At 59.1% G+C, this 12,193-nt stretch carries 14 protein-coding genes and 1 pseudogene; 6 read left to right on the forward strand and 9 right to left on the reverse strand.

The annotated features are described in order from the left end of the window. Nucleotides 1-45 precede the first annotated feature (45 nt). From nadE to DBR00_RS17305, 3 genes are read right to left on the reverse strand one after another with little or no spacing between them, the layout of a single operon-like run. The gene (nadE, locus tag DBR00_RS17295; RefSeq protein WP_108488078.1) at nt 46-873 is read right to left on the reverse strand and encodes an ammonia-dependent NAD(+) synthetase; all 828 of its coding nucleotides are present in this window, start codon (nt 871-873) and stop codon (nt 46-48) included. 10 nt (nt 874-883) lie between these two features. Continuing rightward, nucleotides 884-2,089 carry a nicotinate phosphoribosyltransferase gene (gene pncB, locus DBR00_RS17300; RefSeq protein ID WP_108488077.1) on the reverse strand — a complete coding sequence of 402 codons (1,206 nt, stop codon included), beginning with the start codon at nt 2,087-2,089 and terminating at the stop codon, nt 884-886. Between the two features lie 2 nt (nt 2,090-2,091). Next, entirely contained in the window at nt 2,092-2,736 is a 645-nt protein-coding gene (locus DBR00_RS17305; RefSeq protein WP_108488076.1) for an isochorismatase family protein, read from the reverse strand. A 140-nt stretch (nt 2,737-2,876) separates the two neighbouring features. On the opposite strand from DBR00_RS17305, the gene DBR00_RS17310 reads away from it, so the two are divergent. Beyond that, entirely contained in the window at nt 2,877-3,569 is a 693-nt protein-coding gene (locus tag DBR00_RS17310; RefSeq protein WP_108488090.1) for an NUDIX domain-containing protein, read from the forward strand. Between the two features lie 133 nt (nt 3,570-3,702). Here DBR00_RS17310 and DBR00_RS17315 read toward each other — a convergent pair whose 3' ends face one another. From DBR00_RS17315 to DBR00_RS17330, 4 genes are all read right to left on the reverse strand, one after another. Beyond that, nucleotides 3,703-6,180, reverse strand: coding sequence for a penicillin acylase family protein (locus tag DBR00_RS17315; RefSeq protein WP_371920678.1), 2,478 nt, complete (start codon nt 6,178-6,180; stop codon nt 3,703-3,705). A gap of 186 nt (nt 6,181-6,366) precedes the next feature. Next, complete coding sequence (locus tag DBR00_RS17320; RefSeq protein ID WP_108488074.1) at nt 6,367-6,831, reverse strand: DUF2489 domain-containing protein; 465 nt, start codon at nt 6,829-6,831, stop codon at nt 6,367-6,369. A gap of 7 nt (nt 6,832-6,838) precedes the next feature. Continuing rightward, on the reverse strand, nt 6,839-7,024 hold the full coding sequence (locus DBR00_RS17325) for an SEC-C metal-binding domain-containing protein (protein ID WP_108488073.1): 186 nt from the start codon (nt 7,022-7,024) through the stop codon (nt 6,839-6,841). A gap of 5 nt (nt 7,025-7,029) precedes the next feature. After that, nucleotides 7,030-7,521, reverse strand: a complete 492-nt coding sequence (locus DBR00_RS17330) for an LEA type 2 family protein (RefSeq protein ID WP_108488072.1) — start codon at nt 7,519-7,521, stop codon at nt 7,030-7,032. A 112-nt stretch (nt 7,522-7,633) separates the two neighbouring features. Here DBR00_RS17330 and DBR00_RS17335 point away from each other — a divergent pair, with 112 nt between their 5' ends. Continuing rightward, on the forward strand, nt 7,634-8,206 hold the full coding sequence (locus DBR00_RS17335; RefSeq protein ID WP_108488071.1) for a hypothetical protein: 573 nt from the start codon (nt 7,634-7,636) through the stop codon (nt 8,204-8,206). Nucleotides 8,207-8,253: 47 nt separating this feature from the next. Here DBR00_RS17335 and DBR00_RS17340 read toward each other — a convergent pair whose 3' ends face one another. After that, on the reverse strand, nt 8,254-8,724 hold the full coding sequence (locus DBR00_RS17340; protein WP_108488070.1) for a YchJ family protein: 471 nt from the start codon (nt 8,722-8,724) through the stop codon (nt 8,254-8,256). A 3-nt stretch (nt 8,725-8,727) separates the two neighbouring features. Next, on the reverse strand, nt 8,728-9,225 hold the full coding sequence (locus DBR00_RS17345; protein ID WP_108488069.1) for a DUF6231 family protein: 498 nt from the start codon (nt 9,223-9,225) through the stop codon (nt 8,728-8,730). Nucleotides 9,226-9,665: 440 nt separating this feature from the next. On the opposite strand from DBR00_RS17345, the pseudogene DBR00_RS21185 reads away from it, so the two are divergent. From DBR00_RS21185 to DBR00_RS17365, 4 genes and pseudogenes are all read left to right on the forward strand, one after another. After that, a pseudogene (locus tag DBR00_RS21185) lies at nt 9,666-10,019 on the forward strand (OmpA family protein); the annotation flags it as partial. A gap of 126 nt (nt 10,020-10,145) precedes the next feature. Further along, nucleotides 10,146-10,883: an OmpA family protein gene (locus DBR00_RS17355; protein WP_108488067.1), complete on the forward strand. Its 738-nt coding sequence runs from the start codon at nt 10,146-10,148 to the stop codon at nt 10,881-10,883. Between the two features lie 198 nt (nt 10,884-11,081). Then, on the forward strand, nt 11,082-11,402 hold the full coding sequence (locus DBR00_RS17360) for a DUF1145 domain-containing protein (protein ID WP_108488066.1): 321 nt from the start codon (nt 11,082-11,084) through the stop codon (nt 11,400-11,402). Then, nucleotides 11,395-12,156 carry a hypothetical protein gene (locus tag DBR00_RS17365; RefSeq protein WP_108488065.1) on the forward strand — a complete coding sequence of 254 codons (762 nt, stop codon included), beginning with the start codon at nt 11,395-11,397 and terminating at the stop codon, nt 12,154-12,156. The genes DBR00_RS17360 and DBR00_RS17365 overlap by 8 nt, the downstream gene beginning before the upstream one ends. The last annotated feature ends 37 nt before the right edge of the window (nt 12,157-12,193 follow it).

The raw sequence follows: 12,193 nt of genomic DNA on the forward strand, positions 1-12,193 counted from the left end.
GAAAAAGGCCGGGCAATGCCCGGCTTTTTCATGGGTTTCAGAAACTCAGGGAACCAGCGGTAGTTCGCGCTTATGGCGAGTGGCGTCATAGGTGCGCACGATGATGGCGTAGGCTTCCTCGCGCACGGGCTGGCCGTGCAGGAAGGCATCGATTTCCGCGTAGCTGACGCCGTGAGCTTCTTCGTCCGGCTTACCGGGGCGCAGTTCTTCCAGATCGGCCGTAGGCACTTTAAACACCAAGTTTGCCGGTGCGCCCAGGTGTTGGGCGATGGCGCGCACCTGGCCTTTGACCAGGCCTGATAGCGGGGCGAGGTCGCAGGCACCGTCGCCGAACTTGGTGAAAAAGCCCATGACCGCCTCGGCCGCGTGGTCAGTGCCGATCACCAGGCCGTTGTTGGCGTTGGCGATGGCGAACTGGGCCACCATGCGGATACGTGCCTTGATATTGCCGGTGACGAAGTCGCGGCGGGCATCGCTGAGCTTCTTCAGGTGTGTCACCTGCTCGCCGAGGCCCACTACGCTGTCTGCGATATTCACCGTCTCCTCTTCATCGGCGCGTATGAATTTCAGCGAATCCTGAGCGTCCTGCTCATCATGCTGTGTGCCATGGGGCAGGCGCACGGCGATAAAACGATAGGTCTGATCACCGGTTTCCGTCCGCAATTCTTCTACGCACAACTGAGCCAGGCGCCCGGCAGTCAGTGAGTCGACGCCGCCGCTGATACCCAGTACCAACACCTTGAGGCCGGCGTTCTGCAGGCACTGTTTGATAAAGGTCTTGCGCTTGTCGATCTGCGCCACCAGCGCAGCGGTATCGGCGAAAGGCGCGACTACATCGAGGGCGGCGGCGATTTCGGCTTGGCGATTGCTCATTTCAAAGTCCTCACTGGGCGTCGCTGACGCGAAAAACATGTTTTAGATAGCTGACAAAGTTGTCGTCGCGGCATTGGGTCTTACCCGGCGCATCGGAAATCTTGGCGACTGGCTGGCCATTGCAGCCGGTCATCTTGATCACGATGTTCATTGGTTCGACCCCGGGAATGTCGCAGGTCAGCTTGGTGCCGATGCCAAAGCTTACGTTGATCCGTCCGTAAAGTGCACGGTAGAGCTGTAGCGATTTATCTAGAGTGAGTCCATCGGAAAACACCAGCGTCTTGCTCTTAGGGTCGATACCCAGTTTTTCGTAGTGGGCGATGGCCTTTTCTGCCCAGCGCAGTGGATCACCGGAGTCGTGACGCAGGCCGTCGAACAGTTTGGCGAAGTACAGGTCGAAGTCGGCCAGGAAGGCATCCATAGTGATGCAATCGGTCAGGGCGATGCCAAGCAGGCCGCGGTATTCGCGTACCCAGCAGTCGAGCGCGGCGCTTTGGCTGTCGATCAGCCGCGGGCCTAGCTGCTGGTGCGCCATCAGCCATTCGTGGGCCATGGTGCCGATTGGCTTGAGGTCGAACTCGCGGGCCAGGTGCACGTTGCTGGTGCCGACGAAACGTCCAGGGAAGTCGTGCTTGAGAATGTGCACCATCTGTTCCTGTACCCGGTAGGAAAAACGCCGGCGGGTACCAAAATCGGCGATCTGGAAACCTTCCAGCTCGGCGGCCGAAGCCTCGCCCTTGAGCCAGTCGAGCTTCTGGTAAAGACGCTCGCTGGCTTGCTCCAGCAGCACTTCGCGGTAGCGATAGCGATTACGCACCTCGCTGACGATGGCCAGCAGTGGGATTTCGTAGAGGATCACATGCAGCCAGGGTCCGCGCAGGCGGATGCATAGCTGGCCGTCTTCGATGCTGGTGTGCACGTAGCGCAGGTTGAAGCGAAACAGGCTGAGAAAACGGGTGAAGTCTGGCTTGATGAACGGAATGCGTTCGAGGAAGGCCAGCTGGTCAGCACTCATGCTCAGCTCGCTCAGGCGCTCGATCTGATAGCGGATCTCGGCCAGGTAGGGCGTCAGGTCCTCGGCGTTGCGGCAGCGGAACTCCCATTCCACCTCGGCGTTGGGGTAGTTGTGCAGCACCGCCTGCATCATGGTCAGTTTGTAGAAGTCGGTATCCAGCAGGTTCTGCACGATCCGCTCGGCAAATACGCTTTCACCCATGATCAGATCCTCTTATCCGTGTTGAGGGCCGCGTCCAGCTCGTTCAGGCTGGCGTACAGCTCGATGCCTGCTGCGCACATCTCGCTGCAGGCGTTTTGCGCGGTTGCTTCGGCAATGGCGCGGCAGGCCGGCAGATAGACGCCGACCTCGAAACCGGCACGGCGCAGTTGCAGGGCGGTGGTCTTCACGCAGTAGTCGAGGGCCAGACCGCCCACCAGTACGCGCTGCACGCCATTGTGCAGGAGAAACTCGATGGCGCCCGTGCTGCGCTTCTCGGCCAGGTCGTGGTAACAGGCGCCGTAGGGATGCAGGTCCGGCTCGACGCCTTTCCACACGAAGTAGTCGTAGTCCAGCGGCAGTGGCAGTTCATCCAGCAGCTCGAATCCAGGCGTGCCCGGTACGCAGTGGCTGACCCAGCTGAGATCGGCGTTGACCAGCGGCAGCGGCTTGAGCATCTCGGCATGGCTCGGTGCGATCCAGGCGGCTTGCGGGCTGTGCGCGTCCTTGCTGCCCAGGCGCAGGTGAGCGCGGCTGGCCAGCTCATTCAGGGCGGGGGCGATCTGTTCGCCACCGGCCACCGGCAGCTCATCTGGACACAGCGGGGTAAAGCCTTTCTGTGCATCGACGTCGAAGCTGGCGATTTTCATGGGTAGCGCTCCTTGTTGCGCGTTTGCATGGCCACATATTCCATCTGATGTAATATGTGGTCAAGCGCTTTTCTGCGAAATACGTGAATTTCGTCGGGTTATTGGTCAAGATGAAATAAGTCGAAGGAATTGGAGGGATGATGGGATCTGCAAAAGTGCTGGCCAGCGTGGATATCGTTGCGCTGCGTCTGAGCGGGGCGGGCGAGTTGGAACTGTTACTGATTCGTCGTGCCCAGGCACCGTTCGCCGGGCAGTGGGCGTTGCCCGGTGTGCTGGTCAACGGTCGCTGCGCCGACCTCAGTCTGGATGTCGCTGCGACGCGTGCATTGCAGGAAAAGGCGCGGGTGCAGCCGCAGCACCTGGAGCAGGTGGCGACAGTGGGCAACGCGGTGCGTGACCCGCGTGGCTGGTCGTTGAGCACCTTCTACCTGGCCCTGTTGCCCGCCGATACCGCGTTGCTGGGCGAGGACCTGTGTTTTGTCAGCCTGGCGCAGGTGCTCGACGAGCGCTTCGCGCTGCCATTCGACCATGTGCATTTGGTGGCGCAAGCGCTGGAGCGGCTGGCCAGCAAGTCGGTGTACACCTCGCTGCCGCTCTATTTGCTGCCCCCGCGCTTTACCGTGACCGAGGCGTTGCTGGCGTTTCAGGCCTGCCTGGGGCAGGCAGTACAGCACACCACCCTGCGTGGTCGCCTGGAAAAAATGAAGCAGCAGGGCTGGATCAGTGATACCGGCGAGAAGAACTACCCGAAGATGGGCCGGCCTCAATCGCTCATCGCACATGAACCTCAGGCATCTGGAGTTTTTACCTTTGATCGCAGTTTGCTGAGCTAAATTGCGGGCAAAAGAAAGGGCGCCAGAGGCGCCCTAAAACGATGATGTGTGGAGTAAGTCCGCTTTATCTGAGCAGCAACCGCTGAATTGGTTCAGCGGTTGCCGACGAATGGTCATTTGGCAGTTGCTCAGCTCAATTGTCCGGCATCAGCAGCAGGCGCTTGCTGCCGTAGACCTTGTCGAGGTTTTGTGACTGGAATGGGAAGCTCATGTAGCTGCCTTTCAGCCAAGCGTCGATACCGTCAGCGTAATGCTTACTGGCTGGGTTACTGGATTGCCCGGAGCTATTGAGGCCGATCAGCGGCTCTTCGCGGCCGAAGTCGACCACGATGCGCATGGCTGGGATCAGCCAGGTATCGAAATTTTCCCCCCATTTGTAGGCTGCAACGTTCAGCGTGCCGTGATCACCGCCGGCTGGGTAGGGACCACGGTCGAGATAGCCCTTGATGGCGTTGATGCTGGTGCGTTGGCTGGCGCTCATGTACTGCGCCAGCTGGGTAGTTTCGGTGGTCCAGTTGTAGGTGTGTAGCTTGCCCCACTGCCAGGCACTGCGTTCACTGCCCAGTTTGCTTTCCAGCAGGGTTATGGCACCGGCCAGGCTGCGCGCGAGGATGGCGGGTTTGTCTTCGCGTTGCGCAGTTCGGGTGTCGTTCCAGAATGGGCTGTCCTCGCGGCCCAGCAGATGGTCCGCCTGGGCTGAATAGGAGTTGTTGGCGGTATCGACCAGGGCCTTCCAGGCCGGACTACTTTCTGGGCCCAGTTCATCGAGGAAGGTGTCCCGCGCGCTTTGGTAGAGGAAGGTGCTATACAAGGCAGCATCTGCCGAGCTGGCTGCCATCTTTCCGTCGAATTTCATCAGGCGACCGTAGGCCTCGCGGGCTTTGCTGCGTTCGGCCGCTGGTAGGGCCTCAATGGCGGCCTGCAGGCCTTCGGTCATGCCGGGGGCGCTGAACATGTTCTGCAGCTTGGCCACGAAAGGTGACGTCTGGTCGTACTGCATGGCAATCATGCTTTGCGTGTCATGTCGGCCGGTGGCGGCAAGTTCGGCAATGCGTTCGGCGCGCTCAGGATAGAACCAGGAATTGGACAGCTGCATGCCGTAACCGCGTGGGACTGTGCGGTGGTTGGCGGTGCCCAGCCAGCCTTGCGGCGGGTCCTGATCGTACGGATGCAGCATCGGGTCTGCGAAACCGTCCCAGGCATACTGGCTGTCCCAACCCGGCGAGGGCATTAGGCCCAGGCCGGCACGGCGGTTGGGGAAGCGCCCGGTAACTTGCCAGCCGATATGCTGCGCATCGGCGAAGACAATGTTCAACGGCATGGCGCGGACTTCGCGGGTGGCCTCGAAGGCCTGTTCAACCGATTGCGCCCGCGATAGGTCGAAGAAGGCATCGAGAGTCTTATCGGCTTCGAACTGGGTGGTTTTCAAGGCCAAACCGTAGCGACTGGTCAGCTGCATGGGCTGCAGCATGTGTTTGCGCTCGCCCAGTACCGAGTTCAGCAGGGGGCCGTGGCGGGTTTCGAAAATGGTTTCGCGGATCGGTCGCTGACCTTTGATAAAGAAGGTTTCCTGGCGTTCCTGCGCGGGCAGCCATTTGCCGTCGGCCAGGTAGTGCAGGCGGCCGCCTTGCTGCTTGACCTGCTCAAGGAACAGATCCTGGTTGTCGCCCATGACCATGGTCATGCCCCAGCCCAGTTTTCCGTTAAAACCAGCAACCACGGCCGGTACGCCGGCAATCGATACGCCAGCGGCTTGGTATTTCGGCGAGCGGATCTGCACGAAATTCCACACCGATGGCATCGACAGCGGCAGGTGGGTATCGTTGGCCAACAGGCTTTTGCCACTGCGGGTACGCTGCGGGGCGAATGCCCAGTTGTTGGAGGCCGCTACGCCGAGCATGTGGGTGTCGGCGAATTGACTGACGGCTGAGCTAACGGCGTTCAGGCCGGCCAGTTGACCCTTGAGATCGAGGCCTTTGAGTTTGTCGGCCTCGTCAAACGGCAATGGCTCGTCGGGGTAGGTTGGCAGCAGCCATGCTAGTTGCTCACTACCGACTTTTTGCGCAAGCACCAGCGAGGCGATTTCTTCTTGCAGGTTGACCGCCAGGCCGAAGTTCAGCAGGCAGAACACCAGCACTGAGTCTTCGGCTTTCCAGTAGTCCGGACGATAACCGGACTCGGCCAGGTCCATCGGTAGTTTGTCGCGGTAGCGGAACAGGTAAGCGTTGACCCCACGGGCATAGACTTCGAAGAATTTCTTGATGCGCGGCGAGGCATTGCTATAGAGGACCTCAGCGCTTTTCTTCAGGTTGACCGCGCGCATGAAGCGGTCCATTTCCAGCACGCCTGGGCCGGCCATTTCAGCCAGTCTGCCTTCTGCCATCAAGCGCAAGCCAATCATCTGGCTGAGGCGGTCGCTGGCGTGTACATAGCCTAGGGCGAACAGCGCGTCGTGGAAGGTGGTGGTTTCAATCAGCGGCATGCCCAACGAATTGCGGCGAATCACCACGCTTTGCGCCAGGCCCTTGACCCGCATGATGCCCTGGTCCGGGTGCACGCTGTCACCGTACCGGCTGTTCAGCAATGATTGGCAGCCACTGAGTGCGACCATGGCCGTAAGTATGGCGGAGAGGCTTAAAAGGCTCACGGGGCGTAACGCGCGCGCTAGCATGCTGCAGGCTCCTTGCGGGTAGAAAGGCTCAACGGGATGTTTGCGCTTATCGACATGCGCGTAGACAAGGCGGAGGCATTACGTTAGCCAGCGGCTATGTGCCTGACAAGCCGCTATTGCGGTAAGTCAGGCGCTTTGCCGCAAGGGTGGCAATGCCTCATCGAGTAACCAGCGAGCGGTGGCGCGAGCAGCGGCCTTATGCTGCAACTCCAGTTCACTGAAGCGCTGTTCATGCTGGCGTCGTATGTTTTTATCAAGAGCCTTCCAGGCCGCATGTGTGGGCACTTCTGCGGTAGCAGCAAACAGGTCATGAAAAACGGCGCAGCGAGGGTTGCGGCTCAAGGCAGTATCGCAGTTGTCCAGCAGCACCTTGATGCGAATAGCCCCTTCAATTAAGGGTAACTGGCCATCAAGCAGGCTGCTGGCAAGGATCTGCAAGTCATCCGCAATGCGGGTACGTTGAGCGCTGAACGCGGCGTTACGGGCTTTCTCCTGGTGCCAGACTCTCAGCCACAGGTGCAGGGCGTATCCGCTCAGTACGAGGACCAACGCACCACCAGCTAACAGTAAGAGCAGGCCAGGATTACTCATCGGCCGTTCAGGCGCCGTGGCATTTTTTGAATTTCTTTTGGCTGCCACATGGGCAGGGATCATTGCGGCCGACGTCCTTCAAGGCATTGCGCACAGGCTCTTGGTGGCCATGATTGCAGTGCGGTCCGTGCACGTGGTCGTGATCATGGCCGTGATTGCAATCAGGACCATGGACGTGTTCTTGCTGTGTCATGCGTTCTACTCCGGGATGTAATCGCCGGGAATTATCTCGCCATTGCGCGACATGTGCACGCTCTGTCCAAACATCCAGCCGGTTTTTACAGCGCCTTGCAGGCGATAGGGGATGGGCTGGTCGGGTTGATCCAAGGCTTTGACAATCTGGCGCAGATGGCGCCAAAGGTTGGTTCGTACAGGAATAGAGAAACTATGATGGCCATGTGCGGGTACGTTGAAGGAGATGTCAGATTCTCCTTCTGCCAGCTTCACCTGGTTAAGGTGCACGACATAGTCCATGCCACGCACTGGCAGGCTGAAATTATTGGGATTGTCGATGCGAAAGCGCAGCGTGAAATGCTGCTCCAGCAGTTTGGCTTTTACGACGTCGACTTTAACGAGGCGTACTTCGGGCGACTTGAGATCGCCAGGAGAGGAGCAACCGCTAAGGCCTAACAGGAAGCCAAAAAATATCAGTAGGCTGAGAGTTCTTATCGTTTGCGCCTGATAAAACATTGCATACTCCGAATGACGCATCAGTGTAACAAGCAAGTGCTTGGCTGCAACCTGTTGTGACGGTAAAAAAACCTGCGCCATACTGAGCAACGATTAGTACAGGAGTATGACCATGGCTCGCTACGAAGTGGCCTTCAGTGCGCAGTTGGTTCCGGGGGCTCAGTTGGAGTTGGTAAAAGCCAATGTGGCCAAGCTGTTCCAAGCAGATGAGCAGCGGCTCGCCCTGCTGTTTTCCGGTCGGCGTATCGTGATCAAAAGCAATCTGGACGAGGCCGGAGCCGAGAAATATCGCTCGACTCTGGAGCGTGCCGGGGCGGTGGTCGAAGTAGCCGACATGGACAAGGTAATTGAAGAGATTGAACTGGCACCGCCGCCAGCTGTTTTTCCTGCTCCTGCTCCTGCACCCGTCGTGGCAGCACAGCCACAGGCGGTCAGTAGCCCGGCAGGGCGCCTGCAGGTGGCCCCGCGTGATGAGTACATGGCCGCATTTGCCGAGGTAGATGCCCCGGATTTCGGTATTGCCCCGCTGGGTGATGACCTGCAGGACAGCAAGCCGGCGGCACCCGTACTGTCCCTGGATTTGTCGCAGTTCAGCCTGGCCCCCGCGGGTAGCGACATGGGTGAGCTGAAAAAAGCCCCAGCAGGGCCGCCACCGGATATCTCACACCTGAAACTGCAAGACTAGTTCGCAGGCTGTAGGGCGCTACCGCACAGTGTTCTGCTGCCATTGCACTAGAAGTAGGCCGAGCAACACTTCTTGAATTTCAGTCCGCTGGCGCAGGGGCAGGCGTCATTGCGGCCGGTCTTAAGTTCGACTGTCGGGTCGATGAAGTACCAGTTGCCAGCATGAGTAACAAAGGCCGAGCGTTCGCGGTGGCTATGCTCGCCGCTGCTGTCTCGCCAGTGGGCGGTGAACGTGACGAAGGCGTGCGCGGGATCACCCGCGACATCTTCTGCTTTTTCTAGCTCAAGTCGCAGCCAGGTACTGTCCTGGCTCCAGCTATGGATGGCCTGTCGGTCAAGGCCATTCTGCTGTGCAGGTAATGTGCTGCACACCAGGTAGTCGATCAGCCCCAAGGCATAGGCGCTGTAGCGCGAACGCATCAAGGCCTCGGCACTGGGTGCGGGCGTGCCGGTATGATAAAGGCCGCAGCATTGCGCCAGTGACTGCTCACTGCCGCATGGGCAAGGTGGGCTGCTCATGGGCTACCACCAGTACTTGCCGAAGTTTTCCGGGTTGGCCCAGAACTTCGCATTCAGCCAGTCCGGCACCTGCTTGTAATCGAGCAGGTCGTAGGTAAACAGGTTGAGGGTTTGCCCATCCCGTTGGAAACGCTCGCTGGCCTGCAAGGCCAGGGCGAAAAAGTCGGTTTCCTGCCACTCGCAGGCGTCCAGATCGACCAGTACGGCGATGCGACTAGCGTTCAGGTTGCGAACCCCGCCCAGCAGCTGCAGAGCAATACGTTTCTCAATATGTTCAAGGCAATCGACCACCAGGGCCAGGTCAAAGCGTTGAGCCGCCAGTTGCGCCGGCAGTGCCGCAGCCGGGGCGTGGGCGATCTGGCAGTTCGGGTGGGCGGTGAGAAAGGCGTCGATCGCCGGGAGTTCGCGGCTGCCAATTATCAACAGGCGTTGCGGTGTATAGCGGGCCAGCAGGGCCGCAAGTGCTTGCTGGGGCGTAAGGGGTGACAGGGGTGCAGGCATGAGATGTCCTCGCTCAGATACGCAAAGACTATCGTGCATGTGTGATGTGGCCTAGTGCGGATCGCGCTAACAATGTCTTTGTACATTCTCTGGCATATTTTGTTACGGGCGTCTTTACTCCCTCAGTATCGGTTTTTACCGATTTACCAATAGGAGATGGATAAATGAGCATCACCAGAAAAGCATTACCCCTGATTGTCGCAAGTAGCTTTTTGACCGGTTGTGCCGGGTTGCAGAAAACGGATTGGCCAACCTGCGCAGCGGTTGGCGGTGTTGGCGGTGCTGCTTTGGGTGCGATTGAAAGCTCCAGCTGGGCAGGCGGCGGTGCCGTAGTCGGTGCGGGTATGGCGGCAGCCTATTGCTGGGTGCATGGTGCCAGCGAAGAGCAAGTTGTGGTGGTAGAGGAGGCGGTAGTCGAAGAGGTTGTTGTGGCCGAGCCTGCTGAAGCTGTTCGAGTGGAACTGGATGTCAAGTTCGACTTCGATAAAGCCCAGGTTAAGCCCGAGAGCTATGGTGACATCAAGAACCTGGCCGACTTCCTCACCCAGTACCCGCAAACTACCACGGTGGTTGAAGGTCACACTGACTCCGTGGGCAGTGATGCCTATAACCAAAAACTCTCCGAACGTCGTGCCAGTGCCGTGCGTGACGTGCTGGTCAATCAGTATGGCGTAGGCGCTGATCGCGTAAACGCTGTGGGTTATGGTGAAACTCGTCCGGTTGCGGACAACGCCTCTGCTGATGGCCGCGCCGTCAATCGTCGCGTAGAAGCGGAAGTAGAAGCACGTCCTTGATTGCCTGAATCCAGGCTTTATGAAGAAAACAGGCCGGCCCCGCGAGGGTCAGGCTTGTACAGCTCAAAGGGTGAGTCTTTACTCCTGTAGTACCGGCAATAGTCGGTATTACAGGAGATTCCTACCATGAGAGTTAGATCCATTCTGGGGGTAGCCCCCGTTCTCTTGGTCAGCAGTGTTCTTTCCGGTTGCGTCACAACTTCCAGTACGGGAGATGCGCCGCTCAACCAAGGGAACTGGCCCCTGTGCAGTGCAATTGGCGGTCTGACCGGTGCAGGTCTGGGCGCAATCGAAAGTTCAACATGGGCAGCAGGTGGAGCCGTGGCCGGAGCGGTCATTGGTACGCTGGTATGTTATGCCCAGGACGGTGATGAAGATGATGATGGTGTGTTTGACCGTCGTGACCGTTGCCCTGATACCCCTCCCAATACGTTTGTGCACCACAACGGCTGCCCTCTCAAGGAGTATGCAGGCGCGCCGGCTGAGCCTGCCGCAGACCCCATAGAGGTTGTCGACTCTGTTCGTGTGGAGCTGGATGTTAAATTCGACTTCAACAAATCCGATGTCAAACAAGACAGTCAGGCCGATATCAAGAGCCTGGCTGACTTCATGAAGCAATACCCGCAAACCACCACGACCGTTGAAGGCCATACCGATGCTGTGGGCAGTGATGCCTATAACCAGGCATTGTCCGAGCGTCGTGCCAATGCTGTGCGCGATGTGCTGGTCAATCAGCACGGTATTGACAGTAGCAGGGTGTCTTCCGTTGGTTATGGTGAGTCGCGGCCGGTTGCTGACAATGACAGTGAGTCCGGGCGAGCTATCAATCGCCGCGTTGAGGCTGAGGTCGAGGCGCAACCTTAAAGTTGCTGCGGCATTGGCAAGTCGTTGATGATGTTATGACCAGCGCGTTCGCGCTTCTCAACGGCCTGCCAGTGGCAAGGCTTTCATCGACCAGTAAAAGCTGTGTGGTGTTTGCTCCTCATGGTTTTTACTGGCCTTCTAGCAGCACTCTCCCAAAGCAGTTAAGGTGCAGCAAAATAAAAACTGCTTGGGGCGGGTATGAAGACCTTTTTACTGCTGGGAAAAGTGCTTACGGCATTGTTCTGGGGTGTCGTACTGGCAAATCTGCTGCAACCTTTCGTACAACCGTTTGCTTTGCTGCTGCATGGGGCTGGTGCATTTATTCTGTTCGTGCATGGGCTTGAGCTGTGGCTTTTTGATAAGCGCATTGCGGCCAGTGCAAAGCCTGCCCAGGAGCGGGTGCAGGTCATGCTGTTCGGGATTTTCCAGTTGCTGGGGCTGCCAGCCGAGCCGGCTGTGCCGCAGCCCGCCGTGGAGCACCCTCAGGAAAAACTGCAGCTGGAGGCGGAAAATGCGTAACTGGCTTGTGCTTGCTGCGCTGGTCAGCCCGTTGGTCATGGCTGAAGCAGTTATCGAAGTTGAACCCAATTCCTTCATGCGTCTGCCCAGCAATACCAGCGTGCTGTTGCTGGATCGTCTGGACATTGCCGATCACGGCACTCTGCTGATACCGGCTGGGGTGACTGAGCTGCGTGTGGCGCAGTTACGTCTGGGGCGTGACGCGCGCCTGTCGGTGGCGCCCAGCGGGCGTGAGTTGCGCCTGGAAGCCGCTACGGCAGAGATTGCCAGCGGTGCGCAGATCAGCGCGCGTGGCGCTCAGGGCAGCAACGAGCAGCCGGCGCTACCTGGGCGCAATCTGAGCCTGCGACTGCAGGTCGTCACCGTCGAAAGCCTGTTGGTTGATGCGCGTGGCGGCAATGGTGCTCCCGGATATGCCGGTCTGGCCGGTGCAGACGGTAAGCCCGGTGGCTGCACTTGGGGCGAGGCTAGCCGTGGTCACGATGGCTTGGACGGTGGTGATGGCCAGCCTGGCGCGGCGGGGGCGCAGGTACGCCTGGAGGTGCCGCAGGATTTCCCGGTTGAGTCGTTACAGGTGCGAGTCGAGGGGGGAGCAGGTGGCCTGCCGGGTACCGCCGGTGCAGGCGGCCAAGGCGGCGCTAGCCAAGGTTGCTGGCTCTACAGCACTGCAGGTGCCCGCGATGGCAAACCGGGGCAGGCTGGGCGCGCTGGTGACGTGGGGGCAGCTGGTACGCTGAATGTGGTGCGTTTCTAGGCAGGCTTGATCAGCAACCGCTGTCGTCAGGGCAGCG

The organism is Pseudomonas sp. HMWF032 (assembly GCF_003060885.1).
Taxonomy (GTDB): domain Bacteria; phylum Pseudomonadota; class Gammaproteobacteria; order Pseudomonadales; family Pseudomonadaceae; genus Aquipseudomonas.